At 61.0% G+C, this 24,632-nt stretch carries 29 protein-coding genes; 17 read left to right on the top strand and 12 right to left on the bottom strand.

Annotated features, from left to right (window positions below):
- The first annotated feature begins 8 nt into the window (after nucleotides 1-8).
- The gene (locus tag V8P77_RS16065) at nucleotides 9-533 is read left to right on the top strand and encodes a DUF6428 family protein (RefSeq protein WP_335913324.1); all 525 of its coding nucleotides are present in this window, start codon (nucleotides 9-11) and stop codon (nucleotides 531-533) included.
- A 128-nt stretch (nucleotides 534-661) separates the two neighbouring features.
- Here the strand turns inward: V8P77_RS16065 and V8P77_RS16060 are convergent, their stop codons facing one another.
- Nucleotides 662-1,645 (bottom strand): squalene cyclase, encoded by a 984-nt coding sequence (locus V8P77_RS16060; protein ID WP_335913323.1) that lies wholly within the window; start codon nucleotides 1,643-1,645, stop codon nucleotides 662-664.
- On the opposite strand from V8P77_RS16060, the gene V8P77_RS16055 reads away from it, so the two are divergent.
- From V8P77_RS16055 to V8P77_RS16045, 3 genes are all read left to right on the top strand, one after another.
- Nucleotides 1,644-2,036, top strand: coding sequence for a hypothetical protein (locus V8P77_RS16055; RefSeq protein WP_335913322.1), 393 nt, complete (start codon nucleotides 1,644-1,646; stop codon nucleotides 2,034-2,036). The genes V8P77_RS16060 and V8P77_RS16055 overlap by 2 nt on opposite strands.
- Complete coding sequence (locus V8P77_RS16050) at nucleotides 2,024-2,854, top strand: response regulator (protein WP_335913321.1); 831 nt, start codon at nucleotides 2,024-2,026, stop codon at nucleotides 2,852-2,854. Before V8P77_RS16055 ends, V8P77_RS16050 begins: the two co-directional genes overlap by 13 nt.
- Before the next feature lie 186 nt (nucleotides 2,855-3,040).
- A complete protein-coding gene (locus V8P77_RS16045; protein ID WP_335913320.1) occupies nucleotides 3,041-4,372 on the top strand; it encodes a diguanylate cyclase in 1,332 nt (443 codons plus the stop codon).
- Nucleotides 4,373-4,484: 112 nt separating this feature from the next.
- Here the strand turns inward: V8P77_RS16045 and V8P77_RS16040 are convergent, their stop codons facing one another.
- The 7 genes from V8P77_RS16040 to V8P77_RS16010 all read right to left on the bottom strand — a co-directional run bounded on the left by V8P77_RS16040 (nucleotide 4,485) and on the right by V8P77_RS16010 (nucleotide 13,024).
- The gene (locus V8P77_RS16040) at nucleotides 4,485-5,504 is read right to left on the bottom strand and encodes a GlxA family transcriptional regulator (protein ID WP_003540607.1); all 1,020 of its coding nucleotides are present in this window, start codon (nucleotides 5,502-5,504) and stop codon (nucleotides 4,485-4,487) included.
- Between the two features lie 294 nt (nucleotides 5,505-5,798).
- On the bottom strand, nucleotides 5,799-5,999 hold the full coding sequence (locus V8P77_RS16035) for a hypothetical protein (RefSeq protein WP_026157393.1): 201 nt from the start codon (nucleotides 5,997-5,999) through the stop codon (nucleotides 5,799-5,801).
- Between the two features lie 330 nt (nucleotides 6,000-6,329).
- Nucleotides 6,330-6,977, bottom strand: a complete 648-nt coding sequence (locus V8P77_RS16030) for a MarC family protein (protein WP_335913319.1) — start codon at nucleotides 6,975-6,977, stop codon at nucleotides 6,330-6,332.
- Nucleotides 6,978-7,083: 106 nt separating this feature from the next.
- On the bottom strand, nucleotides 7,084-7,488 hold the full coding sequence (locus V8P77_RS16025; RefSeq protein ID WP_335913318.1) for a hypothetical protein: 405 nt from the start codon (nucleotides 7,486-7,488) through the stop codon (nucleotides 7,084-7,086).
- Nucleotides 7,489-7,542: 54 nt separating this feature from the next.
- Nucleotides 7,543-9,699 carry a mechanosensitive ion channel family protein gene (locus V8P77_RS16020; protein ID WP_335913317.1) on the bottom strand — a complete coding sequence of 719 codons (2,157 nt, stop codon included), beginning with the start codon at nucleotides 9,697-9,699 and terminating at the stop codon, nucleotides 7,543-7,545.
- A 50-nt stretch (nucleotides 9,700-9,749) separates the two neighbouring features.
- Nucleotides 9,750-11,060 carry an alpha/beta hydrolase gene (locus V8P77_RS16015; RefSeq protein WP_335913316.1) on the bottom strand — a complete coding sequence of 437 codons (1,311 nt, stop codon included), beginning with the start codon at nucleotides 11,058-11,060 and terminating at the stop codon, nucleotides 9,750-9,752.
- Between the two features lie 143 nt (nucleotides 11,061-11,203).
- Complete coding sequence (locus tag V8P77_RS16010) at nucleotides 11,204-13,024, bottom strand: adenylate cyclase (RefSeq protein WP_335913315.1); 1,821 nt, start codon at nucleotides 13,022-13,024, stop codon at nucleotides 11,204-11,206.
- 146 nt (nucleotides 13,025-13,170) lie between these two features.
- Between V8P77_RS16010 and V8P77_RS16005 the strand changes: the two genes are divergently transcribed.
- The 8 genes from V8P77_RS16005 (at nucleotide 13,171) to V8P77_RS15970 (ending at nucleotide 18,941) form a co-directional block, all read left to right on the top strand.
- On the top strand, nucleotides 13,171-13,428 hold the full coding sequence (locus V8P77_RS16005; protein ID WP_017960868.1) for a hypothetical protein: 258 nt from the start codon (nucleotides 13,171-13,173) through the stop codon (nucleotides 13,426-13,428).
- A gap of 152 nt (nucleotides 13,429-13,580) precedes the next feature.
- Entirely contained in the window at nucleotides 13,581-14,687 is a 1,107-nt protein-coding gene (locus V8P77_RS16000; RefSeq protein ID WP_335913314.1) for an HlyD family secretion protein, read from the top strand.
- Nucleotides 14,677-15,705 (top strand): DUF2955 domain-containing protein, encoded by a 1,029-nt coding sequence (locus V8P77_RS15995; protein ID WP_335913313.1) that lies wholly within the window; start codon nucleotides 14,677-14,679, stop codon nucleotides 15,703-15,705. The genes V8P77_RS16000 and V8P77_RS15995 overlap by 11 nt, the downstream gene beginning before the upstream one ends.
- Nucleotides 15,706-15,797: 92 nt before the next feature.
- Nucleotides 15,798-17,165 carry a DUF3300 domain-containing protein gene (locus V8P77_RS15990; RefSeq protein WP_335913312.1) on the top strand — a complete coding sequence of 456 codons (1,368 nt, stop codon included), beginning with the start codon at nucleotides 15,798-15,800 and terminating at the stop codon, nucleotides 17,163-17,165.
- Nucleotides 17,166-17,185: 20 nt separating this feature from the next.
- Entirely contained in the window at nucleotides 17,186-18,142 is a 957-nt protein-coding gene (locus V8P77_RS15985; RefSeq protein WP_335913311.1) for a DUF2950 family protein, read from the top strand.
- Nucleotides 18,143-18,223: 81 nt separating this feature from the next.
- Nucleotides 18,224-18,457, top strand: a complete 234-nt coding sequence (locus tag V8P77_RS15980; protein WP_003564293.1) for a DUF2171 domain-containing protein — start codon at nucleotides 18,224-18,226, stop codon at nucleotides 18,455-18,457.
- A 49-nt stretch (nucleotides 18,458-18,506) separates the two neighbouring features.
- Nucleotides 18,507-18,716 carry a hypervirulence associated TUDOR domain-containing protein gene (locus V8P77_RS15975; RefSeq protein ID WP_335913310.1) on the top strand — a complete coding sequence of 70 codons (210 nt, stop codon included), beginning with the start codon at nucleotides 18,507-18,509 and terminating at the stop codon, nucleotides 18,714-18,716.
- Between the two features lie 39 nt (nucleotides 18,717-18,755).
- A complete protein-coding gene (locus tag V8P77_RS15970; RefSeq protein WP_003564288.1) occupies nucleotides 18,756-18,941 on the top strand; it encodes a DUF3008 family protein in 186 nt (61 codons plus the stop codon).
- A 25-nt stretch (nucleotides 18,942-18,966) separates the two neighbouring features.
- Here the strand turns inward: V8P77_RS15970 and V8P77_RS15965 are convergent, their stop codons facing one another.
- Complete coding sequence (locus V8P77_RS15965) at nucleotides 18,967-19,686, bottom strand: MgtC/SapB family protein (protein ID WP_335913309.1); 720 nt, start codon at nucleotides 19,684-19,686, stop codon at nucleotides 18,967-18,969.
- Between the two features lie 283 nt (nucleotides 19,687-19,969).
- Between V8P77_RS15965 and greA the strand changes: the two genes are divergently transcribed.
- Both greA and V8P77_RS15955 read left to right on the top strand, forming a co-directional pair.
- Nucleotides 19,970-20,452, top strand: a complete 483-nt coding sequence (greA, locus tag V8P77_RS15960; RefSeq protein ID WP_335913308.1) for a transcription elongation factor GreA — start codon at nucleotides 19,970-19,972, stop codon at nucleotides 20,450-20,452.
- A gap of 109 nt (nucleotides 20,453-20,561) precedes the next feature.
- Complete coding sequence (locus V8P77_RS15955; protein ID WP_335913307.1) at nucleotides 20,562-20,921, top strand: hypothetical protein; 360 nt, start codon at nucleotides 20,562-20,564, stop codon at nucleotides 20,919-20,921.
- A 48-nt stretch (nucleotides 20,922-20,969) separates the two neighbouring features.
- Here V8P77_RS15955 and V8P77_RS15950 read toward each other — a convergent pair whose 3' ends face one another.
- Entirely contained in the window at nucleotides 20,970-21,863 is an 894-nt protein-coding gene (locus tag V8P77_RS15950; RefSeq protein WP_335913306.1) for a LysR family transcriptional regulator ArgP, read from the bottom strand.
- A 99-nt stretch (nucleotides 21,864-21,962) separates the two neighbouring features.
- Here V8P77_RS15950 and V8P77_RS15945 point away from each other — a divergent pair, with 99 nt between their 5' ends.
- Nucleotides 21,963-22,571, top strand: coding sequence for a LysE/ArgO family amino acid transporter (locus V8P77_RS15945; RefSeq protein WP_335913305.1), 609 nt, complete (start codon nucleotides 21,963-21,965; stop codon nucleotides 22,569-22,571).
- Nucleotides 22,572-22,681: 110 nt separating this feature from the next.
- On the opposite strand, the gene V8P77_RS15940 is transcribed toward V8P77_RS15945, so the two are convergent.
- Complete coding sequence (locus tag V8P77_RS15940) at nucleotides 22,682-22,870, bottom strand: hypothetical protein (protein ID WP_246621331.1); 189 nt, start codon at nucleotides 22,868-22,870, stop codon at nucleotides 22,682-22,684.
- A 73-nt stretch (nucleotides 22,871-22,943) separates the two neighbouring features.
- Between V8P77_RS15940 and V8P77_RS15935 the strand changes: the two genes are divergently transcribed.
- Nucleotides 22,944-23,885: a LysR family transcriptional regulator gene (locus V8P77_RS15935; RefSeq protein WP_017960848.1), complete on the top strand. Its 942-nt coding sequence runs from the start codon at nucleotides 22,944-22,946 to the stop codon at nucleotides 23,883-23,885.
- Between the two features lie 159 nt (nucleotides 23,886-24,044).
- A complete protein-coding gene (locus V8P77_RS15930; RefSeq protein WP_003540537.1) occupies nucleotides 24,045-24,200 on the top strand; it encodes an entericidin domain-containing protein in 156 nt (51 codons plus the stop codon).
- 76 nt (nucleotides 24,201-24,276) lie between these two features.
- Here V8P77_RS15930 and V8P77_RS15925 read toward each other — a convergent pair whose 3' ends face one another.
- On the bottom strand, nucleotides 24,277-24,630 hold the full coding sequence (locus V8P77_RS15925; RefSeq protein ID WP_335913304.1) for a hypothetical protein: 354 nt from the start codon (nucleotides 24,628-24,630) through the stop codon (nucleotides 24,277-24,279).
- Nucleotides 24,631-24,632: the final 2 nt, after the last annotated feature.

Below are 24,632 nucleotides of genomic sequence, written 5' to 3'. Positions count from 1 at the left end.
TAGCCGATATGAACGCGATCGACAACGGAAAAATTCAAGAGGACGACATCAGTCTCGGCCTGCTGCTCAAAACGCTCGCCGGTGAAAAGGATGCGCCGCTGGTTTTCTATTACGACGGCTGGCCGGTGAAGCCGGGCTATCATATCACCGAGGTCAAGGCGGGCCAATTCTCCGGCCTCGATTGCGGCGCCAATCCCGAGGCCTGGATGGAGATCTTCATCCAGCTCTGGGATATCGATGAGGGTGACCGCACGCATATGCCGGCAGGCAAGTTTCAGGCGATCATCCGCAAGGTTACCGACTACGTGCAATTGGACGGCTCGGCGAAGCTCACCTTCGAAGTCAGCGACGGCGTGCGCCCAGTGCAGCTCTATTGCGCGGCGATGCCGGTTCTCCGTGCCGGCGCCATTCACGTTACGCTTTCGCCGCGACCGGCAAGCTGCAAGCCGCGCGACCGCTGGCTGGCAGAGGAAAACAGCAAGGCGGCGGCCTGCTGTGGGCCGCAACCGGCAACCAGCGGCTGCTGCGTATAAGGACACATAAGATCGGGCGCTGGCGAGAATGCCTGGTTGGTCAGTGATCCCGGCGTTAATCCCGCATGGTGTGGTCAATCAGCCCGGCATCGGTGAGACGGCATTTCCTACGTCGACTGGGAATGCCGTCAGGCATTGGTTGAGGGCTGGGCATCCCACCATCTGAGCACCCGCATCGCCCGGAGCGTCACCCACCGTGAGGGCTTGCCTTGCCCGTCATCGACCTCGAACCACACCCGACCTGCAGGGCTCTCGTCGAGCAGCCAACTGCCGTCCTGCAAGCGCCGGGAACGAAGGTGGTCGATTGCCTCGCCGAGGCGCGGATCGGGGTTGGCGCCGGTCAGGATCGCGCTGGCGCGGAAATAATCGAGCGCGCGCAAAATGTCGTAGCGCCAGCGGTTCGGATGCAGGAGGCGCAGGAAGCGCTCGTCGGCCGGCTCGCCGGTGCCAAGGCGGCGGAAGAGGTTGCGGGCCAGCAGGAATTCCTCGCCGGTCCTGCGCGCCTCTCGAGACCGATGCGTGCCGCCGGTCGATCTCTCGTACTCCAACAATCCTTCCAGCACGTTGATGGTGCTGGCGAAGGAGGAGCGGACAGAGCCGCGAGCCCGCTCGCAGTTCCAGCCGCCGTCGTCGAGGCGCTCGCCGATGAGCCTTTCTACGATGGGCGAGATGTCGACGCCGAAATAGGCGCCGTCGGCAACGGTGCGGCCGTTGATGCACTCCTCGACTTCGCCTTCCCAATAGGGCTGGCCGCCTTCTTCCCAACGGGCGTTGGCGCCGACCAGTTTGACGGTGCGCCTGGCGCAGCCGCAGGCGGGATCGAGACCGAACTCGCGCAATTGCGACAGCGAGAAGGTCGTGGCCGTCCACGGCTGGCCACGCTCCTTCCACTCGTGCGGGTCGAAACCGGCGGGCAGGAAGGCGCCGCCTGCCCATTGCCCGTCCCCATCCTGGCAGGAGAGCAGCCTGGCGCCCCAGCCCTCGGTCTCGACTTTGGCCCGCTCGGCCATCCATTCCCGCTCGGGGACGTCGAGCAAGTCGCGCATCACCTGCCATCGGATCGATGGGTCAGAGTCGAGAAGCCATTCGATCACCGGGTCGGATTGGATCATGGGCGAACCTGTCAGAGGGTCGGGGGTCGATGGCTCGTTTATAATCGCTTCGGGCAGGCGGAGCCAGCCGGATGGGCTTGTCGGCCGCGCCACCAACGGCGCCTTCGGCTTCCGCATCAACCGCTCGCTGGCGCCTGCCATGGCGGCCGGACTACGCCAAGGGCGGCACGTAGCTGACGACGGTGTCGGCGAAAGCCCGCTCGATGCCGAGAATGCGGCGCTTCGCGCCAGGTTTCTTAATCATATCTGCAAAGAAATCGGAGGCGGCCGCATCGGGCCGACTCTTCGTATATATCGGAATGCGCTGATTAATAATTATTCAAATCAATTGATGTATCAGCTTGATCCGGGGATCAGATTTTACATCAAAGGTTTGCTATGGCGTTTCTAGGTATTTCGGGGATGCAATATTCCGGAGCGATGTTTGCCGGCGCGCGTATTCTTGTCGCGGAAGATTCCAACGTATTCACCTCGATGATCAGCAAACGCCTCAAAGAGCTGTTCGATATCGATGTCGAGATCTGCCGCAGCTTCGAAGATCTGCAGGTTTCCTACGACAAGTCTTCCGATCCGATCACGCTGGCGATCTCGAACATCAACCTGCCGGGCGCCGAAAACGGCGAAGCGCTCGAATATCTGGTCGATCTCTCCATCCCGACCATCGTCTTCACCGGCACCTTCCATGAAAACATGCGCGACAAGCTGATGGCCAAGGATATCGTCGACTATATCCTCAAGGACAATATCTTTGCCGTCGACCTGCTGGCGGAATCGATCTGCCGCTTCCTCACCAATCATCGCCACCACGTGCTGATCGTCGACGATAGTGCGACTGCGCGCGCTCTGCTGTCGAGCCGGCTGAAGCGCTACAATTTCCGTGTCAGCGTCGCCGAGAGCGGCGGCAAGGCGCTGGAGATCCTGAAGGCCAACCGCGATATCGGCCTTGTCATCACCGACTATAATATGCCTGACATCGACGGCTTCGAACTGACGCGGCGCATCCGCGCCAATATCGGCTCGCACGAGCTGCGCATCATCGGCGTTTCCTCCTCGTCGAACCGGCTGCTTTCGGCACGATTCCTGAAGGCCGGCGGCAATGATTTCATGCTGCGTCCCTTCATCGACGAGGAGTTCTACTGCCGCGTCAACCAGAACCTCGATACGCTGCTGCAAATTCAATCGATGCGCAAGGAGCGGGCGGTTGCCTGACGCCCCTTCCAATATCGGTATCGCCAGGCGGGCGGAAATGACGGCCGGGGACAGTCGTCGTATTTTTGCAATTACAAGTAATAGCGCCATTATTTGTCCCCTTCACGCGCGCAGGTCTCTCGGTTATCGTCCCCGCCGGGGAGAGGGCCGAGTCGCGCCCGTCAGACGCGGGAGGGAGTAGCGGCTGTGGCTTTTCAACCAGATTTTCAGCGGGATGGCATTGGGTTACGCTCGGGCGGGCTCAAAATACTTCTGGTTGAAGATTCCCGGATGTTTTCCGCGGTGCTCTGTCACCGGTTCCAGACGGAGCTCGGCCTTGCCGTCAAATCCTGCCCGTCGCTGAAGGCTCTTCGCAAGGAACTTGCCGACGACGCTCACGGCTACACCATGGCCGTCGTCGATCTCAACCTGCCGGATTCGCCCTATGGCGAAGCGCTCGACTGCACGATCGAGCACGATATCCCGGCGATCGTCTTCACCGCGACATTCGATCTCAACACGCGCAACAAGATCATGGAGCGCAATGTCATCGATTACGTGCTGAAGGACAATGAATTCGCGCTCGACAACCTGGTCGCTACCGTCCGGCGGGCGATTTCCAACCGCAAGACGCGGGTGCTCGTCGTCGACGATGTCGTCTCGGCGCGCCAGGTGCTCGTCGACCTCCTGAAGGCACAACAATATCTCGTCGTCGAGGCAAATTCGGGGCTCGAGGCCCTGGCAGCGCTCGAGGCCTACAGCGATATCGAGCTCGTCGTCACCGATCACCACATGCCCGATATGAGCGGCTACGAGCTGACGCGGCGCATCCGCCATCGTTTCGGGTCGGACCGCCTGCGTGTCATCGGCGTTTCCTCCTCCAACGACCGCATGCTTTCGGCGAGTTTCCTCAAGGCCGGCGCCAGCGATTTCGTCTACCGGCCCTTCGTCGCCGAGGAGCTGCAATGCCGCATCGCCAACAATGCCGAAACGCTGGCGCAGATGCGGCAGCTAAGGGCGGCGGCGGCCTGCGACTACCTGACCGGCCTCTATAACCGCCGCTATTTCTACGACAACGGCCCGAAGCTGGTGAACGAGTGCCTGCGGCTGAAGGTGCCGAGTTCCGTCGCCATTCTCGATATCGATCATTTCAAGCGGCTGAACGACACTTATGGCCACGAGATTGGCGACAAGGTGCTGAAGGCTGTGGCAAACAGGCTGTTTACGATCTTCGAGGGCAGCGACAATCTTCTCTCGCGCCTCGGCGGCGAGGAATTCGCCATCCTCTTCCCGCAGATGGATTCCGCTGCCGCGACCAAGCTCTGCGACGAGATCCGCTCGGACATTTCGCGGCTGAAGGTCACGGCCGACGACGAGGAGCTCGGCGTCACGATTTCGATCGGCATCGCCGAGATCGGCGGTTACGAGACCTTCGAGAATTACCTGAACGCCGCCGACCAGTTCCTCTACATGGCCAAGCATCGGGGCCGCAACCAGGTCTACTCCGACGCCAGGATGACGGAAGAGGCGGCGCAGTAGCGCCTCTGGGGCCGGGCCAAGCCGCCGCCCTCTATCTCAGGCGGCGACGATCTTTTCGCGTCAGGCGAGATCAGCTTTTAATGTCTCAAGCGGCGCGGCCCGTCTTATTGTCTCAAGCGGCGACGGCCTGGCGAGCGGTCGCCATCGTCATCTTGCGCTCGGCGCGCTCCTGCTGCGGCGAGCGATGGTAGAGTTCGCGATAACACTTGGAGAAATGCGAGGCCGAGACGAAGCCGCAGGCGACGGCGACCTCGACGACTGGCATCGAGGACTGCACCAGAAGGTGGCGCGCACGGTCGAGGCGGATTTCCAGATAGTAGCGAGCTGGCGAGCGGCCCATCTCCTGGCGGAACAGCCGTTCGATCTGGCGGCGCGAGAGGCCGGCGCCGTCGGCGATCTCGATCAGCGACAGCGGCTCGGCAAGATTGCCTTCCATCAGCTCGATGATCGACAGTACCTTGGCATTCTGCACGCCGAGACGGGCGCGCAAAGGCAGACGCTGGCGGTCGTGCGGGTTGCGCACGCGGTCGGTCAGGTGCTGCTCGCAGATACGGTTGACAAGGCTTTCGCCGAAATCCTCGCCGACGAGGTTCAGCATCATGTCGAGCGAGGCGGTGCCGCCGGCGCAGGTATAGAGATTGCCGTCGATCTCGTAGAGATCGGCATAGACCTCCGCCTGCGGGAAGGCTTCCGAAAAGCCCGGCAGGTTTTCCCAGTGGATGGCGCAGCGCTTGCCGTTCAGGAGGCCGGCCTGGGCAAGCACATGCGCGCCCGTACAGAGGCTGCCGACGGCGACACCGCGATTGTAGCATTCACGCAGCCAGGCATTGACCGACTTGTTGTTGAACTGCTCGACATCGATGCCGGAACAGACGAGCACCATGCCCGGCCGGTTTTCGCCGCCGAGATGACGGCGCTCCTCGGCAAGCGAGGAATTTGCCTCGACGCCGATGCCGCAGGAAGAATAGACCTTTTCTCCATCGACAGAGGTCAGCCGCCAGGTATAGGCCTGATAGCCGAGCATGCGATTGGCGATGCGTAAGGTGTCCACGGCCGCCGAAAAGGGCAGCATGGTGAATTGCGGTACCATAAAGAAGACTACCGAACGCTTCTTGATCTGCATCCTGTTCATAGCGAAATCCATGCTCGAGGGGCGATGACACATTCGTTGCGCGGAATGCGTCGCGCCGATGTCCTAGAAGCGACACTGGCATGGAAAAATGCGGCCGGGAAGAGCAAATATGCGACATCGCCCGCGATTTGGCCGGTCAAATCGCCGGAATGGCCGCGGGCAGGGAGAAGACAGGCTGATAGGCGACTGAAATTCAATGTTGAAAATGACTTAGGAATGGACGGTCAGGCCACGAAAAAGGCGGCGTTGCACGAGGCAGGCGCCGCCCTTATCTTGGGAAGAATGTCGCATTCATTACATGGTCCGGTGTTTGTTGTCGTCCGTGCTCGGCCAGCCGATGTCCTTGCGAATGTCGAAGGGCATGGCTTCGATTTCGCGGGCCGTCTGCCAGCGCGTCCAGGCGAGCACAAGCTTACGGGCATAATGTGCCAGGTCGAAGCGGCTTTCACTGGAGGTGAGGGACTTACCACCACCGCGATAGGTGAGCGTGGTCATTTTCCGGTTCCTTTCTTGGGTCAGGGGCATGGTCGTCAATGGGAGGTTCGTCCATGTCCATGATCGTAATATGGGCCTCGCGAACCCATCATTCAAACGAATAGAGCTTATGGATAACATCAGAGATATTGAATGATCGCCATGCGCCCGGCGGTTGGTGGCGACATCATTCCAGTCTGTAGCCGACCTTAATCCCCCCGGCTTTCCGCGCGCGGGTGGCAAATTCGCAGCTGAGAATGATGCCGAAAAACCGAGTGGCTTTCGGCTCTATTTCTTCAATTCGGATGCGGGCTCAGAGTTTTGGGCCGGTCCGGCCTAAAATTGTCGGATCTAGTGTGCAGCGACCGGGGTGATGATCCCGAGGTTACCAAGCCCGACGACGATCAGCTGGACTGCGACTGCCGTCAGCAGAATGCCGAAGACGACCTCCGAGACGATCATGGTGACTGGCTTCATACGCTTGGCGAGCTTGTCGATGTTGGTGAACACCAGATAGTCCAATGCGCCGACGATCAGGATCAGGCCGATGACGAGTATCGCGCTGGCGATCGAGACGACTTCGCCGGAGGCGATGATGATGATCGTAATGCCGACAGGATTGAGCAGGTAAGGGACCGCAAGCGGAAATATGGCCAGCTTGTCTGGATCGACCGGCGCCGCAAAGTCGTCATGCGGTTTCTCCGTTGGTCCTGATGCCATCTTGATGGCGATCAGCGCGAGGATGATGCCGCCGGCGACAGCGACGGCACCGCCCGTGATGTGGAGAAGCCGCATCAGCAGCGCGCCGGTGGCAAAAAGGATCAAAGCCGTGACGACGGCGATCAGGACCATCTGGCGGCCGATGCGCACCTTGGTTTCGGTATCGAAGGCGTGGGTTTTTTCCAGAAACGGCACCAGGGCGATCTTCGGCCCCATGCCGATCAGAAGCAGCAGGAGAAGTTTTCCGACGAGTGCGGCATCGATGACTGTGAAATCCATGGAATGTGCCCTCTAAATTTGTGACGCGAAATCGAGACCATCCCCAGCCGGGGGAGGATCGTGACGAAGAGAACCAAACGAACTCGCCAGTCTTTCTGCGAGACGCTCAGCGCGGGCACACATCCCAGAAGCCCGTCGTCTTGGCGGGCGAGGTGTAATACCAGCATTGACCGGATTGCGGCGGCGTGCCTGCCAAGGACACGGCGGCAGCTCCGGCGACGAAGCCGATGGCGGCACCCGCGGCGATGGCGGTCCCCGGACGCCAGTAGCGGCGAGGGGCGACGACCACGACGCCGCGCCGGACGGGCGGGCGAACGACGGGAGCGGTTCGGCGTCCGACCGCGGCGCATCCGCGTGGTCCGCAGGCTGCAGCGCCGCAGCCTCTCGGACCGCATGCCGCCACGCCACGACGGGCGGCTTCGGCCGTGACGGGAGCGAGGACGGGCGCGCAGACCGTCATCATGACGGCAAGTGTCGCAAGCATGCGCGTAGGGATGACCAGGATCTTCATTTCATTTCCTCCCATTGCTCTCGTCTGTGTTTCATTTCCTCGAAGATGCCGCCCTCAGGCCGGGCTCGCGGCGGCGGCTGCGTTTTGTGCTGCGAGCGTTTGCTGGGCAGCGGCTGCAACAGCGTCGTCTTTTCCGCCTGAGACCTGGACTGTGGGCACAGCGAGCTTGATGCCGTTTTCGTTGAACGCCTCGTGGATCATCCGCAGAGCCCGACGCTTCAGCGTGAATTGCTGGCCCGGAAGCGTCATGACCTTCATCCGCAGGAGCAGGCCGGAGTCGCCCAGGCTGTCGATCCCCTGCATCTTCAGCGGCTCGATCGTCGTCGGCTTGAACTCCGGATCCTCGAACAGCTCCAGGCCGATCTTCTTGATGATCTTGCGGGCCTTCTCGATGTCGGAATCGTAGGTGATGGTGATCGTCATCTTCTCGATCACCCAGTCTCGGCTCATGTTCTGCACGGCACCGAGCTCGCTGAAGGGGACGATGTAGACCGCGCCGCGGTGGTGCCTGAGCTTGATCGATCGTAGGCTGAAGGATTCGACGGTGCCCTTGTAGCTGCCGCTTTGGATATATTCGCCCACCCGAAAGGCGTCGTCGAGCAGGTAGAACATCCCGCTGATCACGTCCTTGACCACCGTCTGTGCGCCGAAACCGATCGCAACGCCGACCACGCCGGCACCGGCGATCAACGGGCCGATCTCCACGCCGAGCGACGACAGTGCCATCATGATCGCGACGGCGACGAAGAGGATCATCAGGAAATTGCGAAGGATCGGCAGCAGTGTTCTGAGACGGGTGCGCCGCCGTTCCCGTTCGCTGCCGACTTCGAGGACGGCTTCGGTGTCGCCGAGCTTGCGATCGATCAGCACTTTCACAACGCTCCAGGCGAGGTCGACGACGAGCAGAATGATGCCGGCGCTGAGGAGGCCGCGCACGAGGCGCAGAAGCGGCGAATCCTGCATCGTCATCTGCGTCAGCCTGATATCCAGGGCGTTCGCCAGCAGAATGATGGCGCCGACGATCAGTGCCGCCCTGATGCCGCGCTCGACGATCACCGAGACGACGGTGCCTCTCTTATGGCCGTCCTCTTCGTCCTCGGAAGAGCGCAGGATATTGTCGACCGACGCCTTGGTAAGGGCGATAGCGCCGGGCAGTGCCGCACAGACCACCGCGATCCAGAACAGCCTCATCGCTCCCACCACCCACAGCAGCCAGACGGCAACGAAGTAGACCGTCCAGAGCCAGTTCCGCGCCCGCAGGCCGATGCGGCTGGCCTGGCCGGGAGACAATCCGGGCGGACGTCTCCAGACGGCTTCGATACCGATGACGAGGAGCACGAGGCCGAGGGAATAGGCTACGAGTTGCCGGGCCGGGACAGAGAAACCGAGTGTGCCGAGCAGGCGGATGGTCACCCAGCCAAAAGCATACCAGCCGACGAGATATCCCAGGCGTTTCGCCCAGTGGCCGGCGGCATCCCTCGTAATCGGCACGACACGAAACCGGCCTTCCTCCTCTGCTCGCGGCGCCAGAAGCACGTCGAAAAGCGCGCTCGCCAGACGAAAGATCACGATCGCAAAGAGGTAACCGACGACGATTTCCCGAACGATCGGCGGCCATTGGAACAAGAGGAAGAAGCCGATGCTGCCTAGCCCGAACGACAGGACGAAACATGCCGCCCATAGAAGCCTCGCGGCCAGTGCGATCATCCTCTGGCGAATCGTGGCGAAGGGCGCGCGCGCCATCCATGAGCGCCAGCCGGCGCTGATCCACCAGAACAGCCATTGCGCGGCCAGACCGACGACGAGGAAGGCAGCGACCAGGAAGATCGGCCGCGTCCCGCCGTTCGCCTGGACGTCCTGGTCGAGTATGGCCGCACCACGCATCATCTCCGAAGGAAAGGAGGTGATGGCCCCGAGAAGGCTGGAGGCGTGGACACGAAACCGCATCGCGAATTCCGAGAATGAAGGATCGCCGTTCGGCGTTTCAGCCGGCGGCTCGGTCACGGCCTTGGCTGCTTCCGATTGCTGCTGCAGGAAGCGCTGGACATCCGGATCCGAGAACATGCCGATAAAGCGCTGGACACTTTCAGGCTGCGGGCTCGCAGGCGTCGCGCTCTGCGCCATGGCAATGGAGGCACAAAGGAGAATGGATACCAGGGTGGCCCCGATGAGAAGCGGCCTGACCATGCGGATCTTGGAAAGTAAAGGCATCGTCTATCCTGATCTCGATGAAGCTGTTGCGTCTGCCGGTTGCTGAGGCGCTATTGCCTGCATGTCTCCTTCGATCGGCCCGCGGCGGTGCACTCGGACGCCTTCGGTCGCGTACCCACAGGACCCGTGAGGCCGCTGACCTGGCCGGCGTAATTATCTCTGGTATCCGCATCGACGACGGCGACCGGGGCGGCAAGGATCAGGCCGGCGGCACTGCCCGCCGCCGCCGCTGTGCTCGTCGTCGCGGCGAGGATCTTGTCCCCGAGCCCGACCTTGCTGTCGGTCAGCGTCTGGCCCTCGGAAATGCGCGCGCCGATGAGCTGAACGACCTCGGGCGATTCCGCAAATTTTCCGTGGTTCAGCCTGTCGCCCGCCTTGACCTTGGTGAGGTCGATGACCGTGATCTGGTTGTCGGCCAGTTCCTTCTTGAAGGGGGCCTGCTCGGGATCGATGGCGCCGAGTCTGGCGACGTCGCCCCATACCCTGCGGGAAACCGCGAGCGCGCGGTCGTCTCGCGAAACGAACAAGGTGAAATTCGGATGCTGCTTGCCCATGTCGACGATCTGCTGGCGGAAGACATCGACATCCACGTCGGGCGAGGCCAGCATGACATTCTTGAACTTGGCAGGGAGGCGGCCGTTGCGGATCGCCATCTGGCGAAGCGCTTCCAACGCCAGCCAGTTCCCCATGGAATGCGCCAGGATCGAGACTTCCTTCACCTCTGGATCCCTCGCGAGATACTGGAAGAGCGTCTCCAATGCGTTGCGCGTGTAGTTGGTGCTCTCCCTGTCATAGCCATAGGCAAGCAGACTGCCGCGCGACGGCCATGTCACCAGCACGGGCGCGCTATGGACGCCGGAATCCTTGACGATCTGAGCGAAGCGATAGACGGAGTCTTCGAAACGGTTGTTGAAGCCGTGGATGAACACCAGCACGCTGCGGTCGTGGCTCTTCCTGACCGAGGCGCTCAGCCATTTCTTGGCGTCGTCGCGTGTGATCTCCTCGGCTTTCAAGGTTGCGAAGTCGGTGGCCGGATTGGAGGGAAGCCTCCTCGGCCAGGCGACTTCACCGACCTTGCGGACGTTGGCAGGCGGAATGGACACGGTGATGTCGGCAAAGGCCGGGGCGAGTGCACGCTCGCCTGTGAACATTTCGCCTTGTATCAAGGAGCGGCTGCGCGTTGTGGTTACCAACATGTGCACTTTGGCGGCGTTCGGCGCGCTATCGGCAACGGGGATGAGCACGTTCTTCGGATGGCCGCCGCACCCGGTCAATGCGCAGAGCAGCAGAGCCGAGATCCATTTCAAACCTGGGGAAAGGCTTGGTTGAATTCGGCCGTCACGACATTTTACTGTGCTCACTGGCGTTCCTCATAGCCCCGTCAAGTTCGTACAGGCCTCGACGCCGCACGCCGCGGCGGTCGAAGTCGGCACTGAGGTCAGACTATGCGAAGACGAGATGGCGTGCCCGTATGATCGGGTATGTTACGGTCGGGGGGACAGTATCAGCGGGGTTGCAGGTCCGAGGTGGCGGCGGTCGACGCAATTGCATCGGGATCGGGCACCGTCATTCCCGCCTTGCGAAGTCCCTCGATCAGACGATCGCGATCTTCGGGCTGCATGTTGCGCATTGCGAGTTCCGTTACAATGTTCGGCAGGAAGTCAGGTCGCATGCTGACGAACACCTGTCCTTCCCGGCGGGCGTCGTCCATCATGCCAGCCTCTGCGTAGATGATGGCGGCGACAACATGGAAGAGAGGGAACTTCTGCATGTTCGCCTGTCTGATCTCCAGCACGGCGGTCTGGTTGTCGCGGAGCATATAGGCGGCCAGGGCTCGCGTTCCGTGGTAGAAGCCGCCGCTGCCTGGATTAAGCGCGATGGCCTGGTCCAGCAGGGTTGCTCCACGTTGCCACTGGCCAGCGATCGCAAGCCGAGTTCCGAACTCGCCCATCAGTTCGGTGTCATTGGGATTGGTGGCGAGCGCCTGCTCGCCCACACGAAGTGATTCAGCAAGCTGCCTGTCGAAGAATAGCGCCGTCATCAGTGCTTGAAGTCCGCGCGTATTGTTCGGATCGATCTGCGTTGCGCGCCTGGCGGCATCGAGTGCACGCTGTATGGCTGAATCCTGGCCTGGTGTCGGATTGAACTTATACCGGTCCTCATCGAGATAGACGATCGACAGCATTGCCCAAGCGGTCGCGTAGTTCGGAAACCGCGCGAGCGCGGCCTCAAGGCAATCCCGGACACGCGCATGCGCTTCGGCGCTCAGTTCCGAGCGATAGGCATAGAAGCGCAAAGTGCACTCATACGCACCGAGATCATCAGGCGGCGGACTGGCGGCGTCGACCTGTGCCATGACCCCGTAGGGTTGGGCGATGGCGGTTGCGACCTTTCTGGCGACATCCGTCTGGATCGCAAACAGGTCTCCCGATGCGAGATCATTGTCATAGTTCTCCGACCAGAGGATTTCGCCGTCCGACGTATCGAGCAATCTGGCCGTCACACGAAGGCGCTTGCCCGACGTGCGCACTCCGCCGGCAAGGAGATAGCGTGCGCCGAATTCGGTCCGGATCTCCGATGCGGCCACATCCGCGGGGAGGGACTTGGATGTCTCGCGGCCGAAGACCTTGATCTCCTTGAACCGCGGCAGGATGGTCATCAGCTCCTCAGTCAGGCCAGCTGTGTAGAGCTGTGCCTCCGGCCCTTCGCCGAGATTGGCAAACGGGGCCACGACGAGGGCCGGCCGATCGGGCGACAGGCTTGCAACGCGTTCGAGCGACGGAGGGGGAGACTGCGCCCCGATCCAATAGAGCGAAATAGCCACTGCAGCGAGCACAGCAGCACCCGGCAACAAGACCTGCCTTGCGCGCCACCAGCGTCCGGGGCGAACCTCGGAGGGTAATGTTTCGCCAGTGTCTTCGTCTCCAATGTCGACTGATGCCGGACAGGACCAGGCGAAGGTTGGAACATACCCGCCTTTGGGAATGTCGATCCTGACCGGGTCATGCTGCCCGGCGACGAGATAATAGCGCTCGAGTGACCGCCGCAGCCGTCCGGCCTCGATCCTGACCACCGGGTCGTCCTGGGTGAAGCCGGGATCCCGGCCGAACACCTCGATCGCGATCGAATAGGCTTTGATGCGGTTGCCCCGACCCTCGAGGGTTTCCGAGACGACATAGCGGAGAAACGCTGCCGCGCGACCGACGCCTGGAAATTCAGGGCTGGAGACGACACGTTCCAGTTGCTCGCTGATATCGTCGGCTTGAGGCGCCGACCTTGAAGAAATGGATGCAGCAGACCCCTCTGCTGGTATCGATGTCTGCATGTCTGTCCCCAATCCCCCGTGGAGTCACATCACTGCCAGACCGTATGTTACGGTAACATACTCCACGAACCGATCGTCGTCCATGAAGATCGGGATCTGGCACACGTTGCAGTGGCGACGTCTCGAATGCCGGTAAGGAGTGGACCATGGACGAAGGCGTGACCGCAGTCCGTCGGCAGTTTCCAGCCAGGATCAAGGCGATCGACGATCTCTCTGCCCGCAGTGAGGACTTTCGGGAAATCTGCAGGGACTTTGCCGACGCCCAATCGGCGCTGCAGAAATGGAACGTCTCAACCGATCCGAAACGCGACGAGCGCGTCGTGGAATACCAGGAACTGATCGCCGAACTCTCCAAGGAGATAGAGGGCGCGCTTGACGCCTCGGTACCGCCAACCGCTCGCTGACGGGGCGAGACCAAGCACGCGGCCAGCCATCGCGAGGCGTATGTTACGGTTACCTACTTGCGTTCCATCGCCCTGTAACGACCATCGCGACAAATGTCCGGCGCTGAAACTTTGCGCTCCCACGAAACGAAACGCCTCCGAAGGATATTGCCGTGGTTTCCGAAAACTTGGACGAGCCTGCCATTTCCCCAACGCCTCGGAATCCACTCCGCAGGATAGCACTCATCATCGTCCTTTTGGCGCTTGCCCTGTTCGTTCTCTCCATCTTCATGGAGCGGCGCACGCCGTCGACCTCACAGGCTCAGGTCCAGGCCTATATCGTCGGCATCGCCCCCGAAGTCACCGGCCGGGTCATCGAAGTCGGCGTCACCGACAATTCGCGGGTCGAGGCCGATCAGGTTCTCTTTCGTATCGATCCCGAGCGTTATGAACTCGCCGTCAACGAAGCCGAAGCAGCGCTTGCGAGCGTCGGCCAGTCGATCGGGGCATCGACTGCGACCGTCGATGCCGCACAGGCCAAGCTCGTTCAGGTGCAGGCCGACAGAGACAATCTGCGCGACCAGTTTGCCCGGGCAACCGAGCTCGTGAAACGCGGCGTCTTTTCCAGGGCCCGGTTCGATGCGGCCAAGTCGGCCTATGACCAGGCGGAAGCCTCCGTCTCCGGGGCGCAGGCCGACCTTGCCAAGGCGAAAGAGCAGCTCGGCCCGGCCGGCAACGACAATCCGCAGTTGCGGGCAGCCCTTGCCGGACTGGAGAAGGCGCAGCTCGATCTGGTGCGGACGACGGTGCGTGCACCCTCTGCCGGTGTGGTCACCAACCTTCAGCTCACCATCGGCAAGGTGGTCTCGGCCGGCCAGTCGGCGATGACCTTCATCGACGCCGGCACCATCTGGATCAATGCGGCCTTTAAGGAAAACAGCCTGGAGAGGGTGGCGGTCGGCAATAGAGCGGACATTCTCTTCGACGCGCTTCCCGGCCGGCTGTTTCCCGCGACCGTCGAAAGCGTCGGGTTTGGCGTATCGCAAGGCAGCACGGACCCGAGCACCGGATTGCCGACAATCCGGAACGATAGCGGCTGGGTCCAGGAGTCTCAGCGCTTTCCAGTCCGGCTGATCATCGAGGAGGCTGAGCGGCCCAAGGGCGGCGTGCGCTACGGCTCGCAGGCGACCGTCGTCATCTACACGGGCGACAACCCCGTCACCAATGCCTGGGGATCGCTCTGGATCCGCATCATGTCGGTGCTGACCTATGTCAACTGATAGGGACCTCTCCGTCGAGGAGCAGAAACGCAAGGGTCTGCGGGTCGCATTCGCAGTCTCGATCGGCTTCACGCTCGCGGTCTCTGCCGGAGCCATCGTGCCTTTCCTCGGTCCGCTCTTTGCCGCCCAGTTTCTGCTTGGCAGTTCACGACCCATGCCGCTTGCGAAGACCGTCGGCGCGGCGATGGTCATCCTGATCGCCGGGATGGCGATGATGTTTCTGACCCACGTGCTCGGTGACCGTCCGGCGCCGTTTCTGCTGATCCTGGGGCTGACCTATTTCGCGTGCTTCGCGGCACAGTCGACGGGAAAGGGAGGAGCGGCGGTCTTTCTCGTGCTCGTCGTTTCGATCATCGTGCCTCTGCTCGGCATACTGAACAAGCAACTTGCCGATTCCATCCTATCCATCCTGATTACCGGGGTGTTGTCGGGCACGGTTCTGATGTGGCTTGCCCATGCGGTCTTTCCCGAGCCGCTCTCCCGTGAGGTAGAGGCGGCGCCGATCGACGAGCGGCCGCCGGCCTTGGGTCGGGCGCTGGCAAACACGGTCATCCTTCTGGGCTCCGTCGTGATCTGCCTGACGAGCAACAACCTGACCGTTGCGGTGGTCATTCCGATAACCGTGGCGTCGCTGCTCGGGCAGCTCGACGTCGCCGCGAGCGCGCGGGCGGCGATCGGGCTCGTAGTCGTCAACCTCTTCGGCGGCGTGCTCGCCTCCGTTGCCTATGCCGCGCTATCGCTGCGCCCCAATCTTCTCTCGATCTTCCTCATCGTTCTCGTCGTCGTCCTCCTCATCGGAGGGCGCGCGGCCGCCCGCTCGAAGGAAGCACCGGTTTTTGCCGGCGCCCTGACGACATTCCTGATCCTGTTCGGCCTCGGGGTCTCGCCTCTGCCGGGGAGTGCTGCAGAATCCTTCGCCACCCGCATCGTCTATGTCGCAGCAGCCTTGATCTACGCGCTGCTGTTTGCCGTCATCCTGTGGCCGCGAACGAGGGAAACGAAGAGGATCTCGGCATGACATTTCCTCGCCACTGGAATGAATGTAAGTATGTGCGAATATTCTAAAGCCGACAGCCTGCACACCATGTCTGACCGCAAGGAGGATTTGAGATGGCTAGACCTCATGCATTGTTGCTCGCCACGGGCTTGTTCCTGCCTTTTGCAGGCTTCCCGTTTTCGCCACATCCGATGCCGATCGCTGCCGCGCAGGAGCCTGCCGCTTCCAGTGCGGTCGCGGCGGAAGACGACGCGCCGGCGCCGCTGAGCGAGGACGAACTCGAAATCCTGGTGGCGCGGATTGCACTTTATCCGGACGAACTGGTCGCGCTCGTCACATCGGCGTCGCTCTATCCGCTGCAGGTCGTGGAAGCAGCCCGGTTTCTCGAAACCTTGAAGAAGCAGCCCGAACTCAAGCCGAAGACGACGTGGGACGGCAGCATCGTATCGCTGCTGAACTATCCCCAGATCGTCACGATGATGAGCGCGGATCTGGACTGGACGCAATCTCTCGGAGAGGCGCTCTCTTACCAGCAGAAAGACGTTCTAATCGCCATACAGCAACTGCGCGACAAAGCGGTCGCCGACGGCATCATCAAGACGGACGACAAGATCAAGGTCAGCCAGGAGAACGACAATGTGGTGATCGTCTCCGCCAGTCCCGACAAGATCTACGTGCCGCAGTATGCGCCGGAGATGCTGTATGAACCGAACTATGTGGCCGCGCCGATCGGCTACTATGCCGAGCCATATCCAAACTACTACTATCCGACCGCCACCTTTTTTGCCGGCGTGGTGACGGGAGCAGTGTGGGCGGCTGCCGTCGACTGGAACCGTTGGGGTGTATGGGGCGGGCGCTGGAACGGCAATGTCGATATCGACTGCAACAACTGCTTCAACAACATCAACGGCAAAGTGAATATCAACGACGTCGACTGGAAGAAGGTCGACCGCAGCAAGATCGGTTTCGACAGCGCGCAATTCAACAAGATCGACCGCAACTCCTTCCGGACCAGTATCGAGGCGAACGGCAACAACAGGGTCGGAGCAAGAGGCAACGACCGTGCGAACACGGTCCGCGACCAGCCAGGCAAAGTCAGCGTCAACGATGTCCGCAAGAGCAAGATCGATGCGGACAGGGTCAATGCTGCGCGCAACAAGGCAGGCAATTCAGGAGCGGCTCCCGGGGGCGGGAAGGGTGCGCAGGCTGCACAGAACCGCAGGCCCGAGGCAAGGACGCCGAACAGGGCTGCCGAAAACGCAAGGCCCGGGGTCAACGCCAAACGCCCGGTCGCAAAGCCGAAGCCCGCGGCCCGGGTCGACAGCCGGCCGAGAAAGCCGTCGGCACTCGGTCAGGTCGACAGCGGCAGGCGCGCTGAGATGCAGTCCAACCGCGGCAGACAGGCCATGGCCGGCGGCAATCGCGGTGGCGGTCGTGGAGAAATCCGCCGCGGCGGTGGTGGCGGCGGCCGTCGTCGATAACCGGAAGAAGGAGGAAAGTCATGACCAAGTCAGTCAGAAACATGCTTCTGGGTTCGGTGTTCGCTTTTGCGGCTCTCGCCACCAATCCGGTTCCGGCATCTGCAGCGGAGCCATCCGATGCGACCGTCATCTCGGGCTTCGCTTCGCAGAGCGATCCGCCCGTATTCGAGACGGCGGGACAGGCCGTCGACGCTTTCAAGGCGGCCTTGGCGGCCGACGATTTCGACAAGTTTACGGCGCTGCTGGGTATTGATGCCGCGAAAGCGAAGGCAGGCGAAGGCGTGATGGACACCTACGCACAGATCCGCGACGGCACAAGCAAGAAGATCGTCGTGAAGGACGTCGATGAGCGCAAGATCATCGAGATCGGCGACAAATTATGGCCTCTGCCATTTCCGATCGTGAAGGGCGACGATGGCAAATGGGGTTTCGACACCTATGCCGGATTCGAGGAGATCATCAATCGTCGCGTCGGCGAGAACGAATTGCAGACCATCGACACGATGAAGGCCTATGTCGACGCCCAAAAGGAATATTCTTCCGCCGACCACGATGATGACGGCGTCCTGGAATATGCCCAGAAACTGATCAGCAGCGACGGCAAAACCGATGGTCTCTATTGGTCGCCTGACCTCGGCGAGGGAGATAGCCCGGCGGGCAATGCCCTCGAGGACAATGCGGCGCTTGATAAGGCGAAAGCCGGCGAGGGCTATTACGGCTATCGCTACAGGATCATCGACGGCCAAGGGCAGAACATCGCGGGTGGAGAGTTCGATTATGTGATCAACGGCAACATGATCGCGGGATTTGCCCTTATCGCCTGGCCGATCCGATATGGCGAAACTGGTGTGCACACATTCGCAGTCAACGCGAACGGCACGGTCTACCAGGCCGATCTCGGCGGGGAGACTGAAAAGATAGCTGCTGGCATCAGGACCTTCAATCCGGACGACAACTGGGACGTGACTGCTGATTGAACACGGTCGCGGATGTTTGGAACCAAGTCCGCTCCACCTCGTTGCCGCTTCGTATCTGGCAATGATGCAAAGGAGGAAACGATGATTTCCGCAGATCAGATCCGTGAACATATGGAAGTGTTGACCGCCGACGGAACTCATGTCGGGACGGTCGATCATCTCGACGGTCCCACCCGTATCAAGCTGACCAAGACCGATTCCGAGGACGGCAAGCATCACCTCATCCCGCTTGATTGGGTCGATCACGTCGACGCTCACGTTCACCTGTCGAAAAACGCGAGGGATGTCCGCAGCCAGTGGGCTACCATCAACTGACGGACATGGCTGCGGTTCAGACCGCAGCCCTCACCACCAGGGAGCCTCGATGGCAAAGCAATTGAAGTCGGGCGACGAAGTGAGCTGGGATACCAGCCAGGGTAAGACCAAGGGCAGAGTGATTAGGAAGCAGACCAGTCAGACGAAGATCAAGGGTCATAAGGTGAAAGCCTCGGCGGCAGAGCCGCACTATATCGTCGAAAGCGACAAGTCGGCAAAGCGAGCCGCACACAAGCCCGACGAACTCAGAAAGCTCTGACGACCGCGGGCACCTTATTCAGGTACAAGGAGATCGAATATGCCAGCCAAGTCGAAAGCCCAGCAAAAGGCTGCGGGTGCAGCGCTCTCGGCCAAGCGCGGCGAGACGCCGAAGAAGGAACTCAAGGGCGCTTCGAAGCAAATGGTCGAGTCCATGAGCGAAAAGCAGCTCGAAGAGTTTGCCTCGACCAAGAGAAAGGGCAAACCGGAACACGCCTCGAAATAGATGGCGAAGTCATGGCGCCCCCGGCTCAGGTCGTCGTCGATTGTATCGAAAATTCCGCGACGTCGTGCGACTCGGAGATGGCGGCCAGGATTGCGCGGGCGGATGCGTCTGGATCTTTCGTGAGCCAGCGCAATTCGAAGGCCGCCCCGATGCGGCCGTCCTCGATCCGTTTCAGCGATCCGAACAGCGCGCTGCATTTGAGAGGGCTAAGCACATCCGACAGATCGGGAATACCGGAGTTCGAACAGTAGATAACGAGCGTTGCCTTGCGTTCGGACCGCAGCCACGTATCCAGTTGCTTCATCGGCGACAACACGATGAAGGCCACCAAGGTGGCCACCGCCCCCGTCACGATCTGGCCGCCGCCGAAGCAGAGGCCGACGACGGTCATGAACCACATGGTCGCGGCCGTCGTGACGCCGGTCATCGTGTCGCCGCGCCTCAGGATCACTCCGCCGCCGATGAAGCCGACGCCCGTGAGCACGCCGAGGGGAAAGCGCAGCACGTCCATTTGCGTGAAAAAGTTGAACGTTTTTCCGTAGGTCGATAGAAGAAGATTGGCTTGGATCATCGCCAGGCAAGCGGCAAGCGCCACCAGGATCGTGGTCCTGAAGCCTGCGACGTGACCGCCGCGCTCGCGGTCGAGGCCGATGAGGCCGCCGGCGACCACCGTCAGTGCGATACGTGCGGCAATGTCCCACCAGCTTGGTGTCAGCGGCATGGCATCCGTCAGGAACGAAGACATGTTTCCTTCCCAATCGTATGATGGCCCTCTCGCTGCTCACCGGGCATTTGCTTCTCCCCAGCCACGTCTCACCAGGATGCATCCGGATGCGCCACGGCGCACCGTGGTATAAACGCCACGCGGCGCAGGACGTTCCCACCGCTCCGAGGCTAAGGGGTTAACCGGAAGGAACCGTCGATGGGCCAGATTGGCGGTTCGCTGCAGTCGGTGTATGATTCCTTCAAAGGGTTGGGGCGTTGCCCGTCAGCTGCCAAACCGCATCGCGCTAAAACGGAGTTCGAGATTGGCCGTCGCTTTCACCAAGGAAGAGAGTTTCGAAACCGCTTCGGAAACCCTGCTGCCCGATCGTCCGATTTCGCCGCATCCGAACCTGGTCACGGAAGCGGGATTGAAGGCTCTGGAATTACAGTTCCAGCAGGCTCGCGAGGCTTTTGATGCTGCGAGCCCCATCGAAGACGTGAACGAACGGCGGCGGCAGGCGGCCAATCCGTTGCGGGATCTTCGCTACTTAGCGGCAAGACTTCGCACCGCTCAGCTCATGCCTCACCCTACGTCAATCGATACCGTCGCCTTCGGTAGCACGGTGACTTTCCGTCGTGACGACGGGCGTGTGCAGACCTATCGCATTGTCGGAGAGGACGAGGCCGATCCGAAGGCCGGGTCCATTTCCTATGTCTCCCCGGTGGCGCGGCTCCTGATGGGCAAGGCTGTCGGGGATATGGTCGAGACAGGCGGCCAGGAACTGGAGATCATCGCCATAGCATAGGAGCGCGCTATTCGCGTAGCCCTCTCATTATTTTGGTACTATCCGGTACTTTATTTATTGAACCTTTACCATCCGCGGCTAGAACGATGACATTCCATCATCGAAAGTCATGCTCATGGTCAGCGCAATTTCCAGTTCTGCATCCACCATTTTGAGTTCAGCCGCTTCAACCTCGTCTTCCAGTTCGTCGGATCAGCTTGCCTCTCTTGAGGCGCAGCTTGCCGAAAAGCAGGCAGCCCTGACGGAAACGCAGGACGAGCAAGAGAAGGCTACGATCGAAAAATCCATCGCGACGCTGGAAGCGAAGATTGCCAAGATCGAAGCGAGCGAGAGCAGCCAAACTCAGGCGTCCGCTGTATCGAAGCCTGCCGGTGGCGCTCCGAAAGAACTTTCCGGCGAAAGCGAGCGTATCGGCACGACGAATTTTGACGAGACCAGCGAGTTCGGCAGCCGCACGGCTTACGTCTGATAAAAGCGACCCGTTCACCGGGATGATGCTGCATTTTTGAGTGATGCATCAAAGGCGGCGCTTGGCCACGGTGACGACTTCGCGTGTTAGATCCGCCAGGCGGTCGGCGGCGAGGCGATTTATCTGCCAGTAGAGCGGGACATCGAGTGGCGTGTCGGGCACCAGCTCGATCAGCCGTCCGGATGCGAGGTGCTCGCAGGTCAGCTGGATCGGGTTCATTCCCCATCCCATGCCCGAGAGGCTCGCCTCGACGAAGCTCTGCGGCGACGGCAGCCAGTGGGTGGGATAATCGAGATCGCGTCCGAATGTTCGCCTGATCCAACTGCTCTGCAGCCTGTCCTTTTGGTTGAAGGTCAGCGCCGGGGCGTTGCGGATCGCCTCCGATGTCACGCCCTGCGGAAAATGGCGTGTGACGAAGTCGGGGGTTGCCGTTGCATGGTAGCTGAGAACGCCGAGGGCAAAACGCCGGCATCCTCGGACCGGTTTTTCCAGGCTGGTGACGGCGGCGATCACCCGTCCGCGCTGCAGCCATTCGGCGGTATGGTCCTGGTCGTCGACGGCGACGTTCAGCAGATAGGAAGAGCTTTTGGCAAAATTCGACATGGCCTCGACGAACCATGTTCCGAGGCTGTCGGCGTTCGTCGCGATTTGAAGCGTGACCCTTTGCCGTGGTTCGTCGGGATCGACGAGGGCGGGCAGTTGCCCGAAGAGTTCTGCTTCGAGCATGCCGACATTCTCCATATGGCGGCAGAGCCATTCTCCCTTTTCCGTCGCTGTGCACGGCGTGCCTCTGACGATGACGACGACGCCGAGACGCTCCTCGAGCTGCTTCACGCGTTGCGAAATGGCTGAAGGCGTCACGTTTAGGACAGCCGCAGCTCTTTCGAAGCTGCCTGTCTGGACAATGGCTGCGACGGCGCGAAGAGCGGAATAATCGAGCATAGATTAGTTTCACTTAATCAGGGTAAGTTAGATTAATTAGCCTAACTCTCGAAGGAGCGATAGGGCAACCCTCATCGCAATGAGATGTTGGCCGAAGAGATGAATTTTTCGATCTATGGAACCGGCCTGATGATGGGCCTCAGCCTGATCGTCGCCATCGGCGCGCAGAACGCCTTCATTCTCCGTCAGGGCTTGCGCAACGAACATGTCTTCGCCGTCTGCCTCGCATGCGCGTTATCAGATGCCGCGCTGATCGTGCTTGGCGTGACTAGCCTCCATCAAATCGCCAGGTTCATGCCCTGGCTCGATCCCGTCATGCGCTACGGGGGAGCTGTATTTCTGGTCTGGTACGGGGCAAGAAGCCTCTATTCCGCCTTGCGGTCGTCCGCCGCTCTCACGGCCGCGGAAGCCAAGCCATCGAGCTTTCGGCAGACGCTGGCAACCTGCCTCGCACTCACCTGGCTCAATCCACATGTTTATCTCGACACCGTGGTGCTGCTCGGCACGATATCGACACGATATCCGGGAGAGCAGGCTTCTTTTGCGGCAGGGGCGGTGACGGGTTCTTTCCTGTTTTTCTTTTCGCTCGGATATGGCGCGAAGCGGTTGCGACCGATCTTCTCGAAACCCTCATCCTGGCGCATGCTGGAAACGCTCGTCGCTTTCACGATGTGGATCATAGCGTTCAAACTGCTGGGCGGGTTGTGACCGTCGTTCGGCTGTCGGTCGGCCGCTGCGGCGCAGGTCGAGCGGACGTTGCAAGTGGACCGGCATCGATCTGTCCAGATCCTGAGCGGATTCAAAGCAATGAAGCGTCTCTACCGCGTCCCATCGCATGCGCGGCGCTCCGGGACGGTCAACTCCATCTCGCGCTGACAATCTGCCAGCAGATGTGGCGGAAAACGCCTTAGCTCCCGGAGCGCATGCTCATGGTTCGCATCCCTGCGCCTCTGCGACTTGAATGCGGAAATGGCCTGTACGATATTCCAGATGCTTGTTTGAGACATGTCGGGCCTCCTTTGCTGCATTTAGCTGCCGACACCCGAAATATGGTCGTCAATTGACATTCAATCAAACGAAATGATATGGGGTTATAAATCAGAAAAATTGAAAGATGCGACGATGAGCATTCCCTTTCGCCGTCCCATTCCGCTGCTTGACAACGAAGTGCTGCGTACCTTCGTGGCGATCGCAGAAACAGGCAATTTTTCGACTGCCGCAGAGGCGGTCTTCCGCACGCCGTCGGCGGTGTCGATGCAGATCAAGAAGCTTGAAGAACAGCTGGGGGCGACGCTCTTTCTGCGCGACGCCCGCTCGGTATCGCTGACGCGCCACGGCGAGATGTTGCTGTCCTATGCCCGCAACATCCTGGCGCTATCGAACGAGGCAGTGTCGCGCTTCATCATGCCGGAACTTAGCGGCGTCGTGCGGCTCGGCGCGCCGGAGGATATCGGCGAACGGCTGCTGCCGAGCATCTTGAAGAGTTTCGCCGAGAGCTATCCGGGCATCATGGTCGATGTGACCATCGACATGAGCATCGGGCTGAAGAAGCGCATGGAGGAGCAGCGGCTCGACCTGGCCTTGATCAACTGTGCGACACGGCCGTTCCCGACGGGCGGTGAGGTGGTGTTCCGCGAGCGGCTGGTCTGGGCCGGCGCCAAGTGCGGTTCGGCGCATCGGCGCGATCCGCTGCCGATCTCGATCTGGGAAGACGGCTGCATCTGGCGCCAGGAGGCACTCTCCCAGCTCGAACGCAACAAGCGGCATTATCGCGTCGCCTATCTCAGCGGCCACACGATGGCGCAGCGTGCCGCCGTGCTTTCCGATCTCGCCATCGCGCCGTTGCCGCTGTCCTATGTCAACGAGGACATGGCGATCCTCGGGCCCCAGGAAGGGCTGCCGGAGCTCGGCGCCTTCGATATCCGCCTGCTGACCGCCTCGCAGGTATCAGGGCCGATTGAGACGGTGGCCGACAGCATTCGCGGCGCCTTTGCCGAGAGAGCGAAGGCGGTCGCCGCCTAGCTGCTGGATTGCGCCGATCGAAAATGGTGGCGCGTCCTATCGGACGCGCGGCTGTAGCGGGTATCCTTATAGCCAGTGAACCTTTTGGTTTGTCGTGCGTTATCGGCGCGGACGGCAATTGTCGCCGTTCGGGGTTGATTTCAAACAAGGATATCCGAGATGACGACAACGGCCAAAATTGCCGCAGCCTTGATGGTTCTTCTTGCCCTTTCTTCCTGCGGCAACACGATCCGCGGCATAGGAAAAGATACGGCAAACACCGTGAACGCCACGCAGGATGCCGGCCGCTCAGTCGACCGCGCTGCGAAGAAGTGACGACGGTTCAGATTCCTTCCGGGGATTGCCTGATCGGATACTGACCGAGGGATCAGATGACCCGGTTCTGATCATCCTAGCGGATGACCGGGGGATAGGCTTTTTCGAGGCCACCGGATCGGCTGAGGCCGGTCCGGAAGGCTCGGTAGGCGGGATGTTGACCAGAGCGGGCGGTTTCCATGAGCCGGATCTGCAGCCGATCCGGCGCTTGGCCCCCGAGCCACATTCCCAGATTTTCAAGCTTCAGCGAGTTCAGGAAACGCGATCCGGCGGCAAGATCGAGATGGCGGCGCAGACCGTCGAGCAGGTTGTCGTCCTGGGCGGCGTTTTCCATGAGCAGCGCCAGGTAGGACTTGTCGGTCTCCGACAGGGCAGCGAGCTTTTCCGCAACAGTATCGCGGTCTGGAAAGGGAATCATTGAATCGTCCATGC

It is taken from the genome of Rhizobium aouanii (assembly GCF_037002925.1).
Classification (GTDB): Bacteria; Pseudomonadota; Alphaproteobacteria; order Rhizobiales; family Rhizobiaceae; genus Rhizobium; species Rhizobium aouanii.
This window is presented reverse-complemented; position numbering and strand designations above follow the sequence as displayed.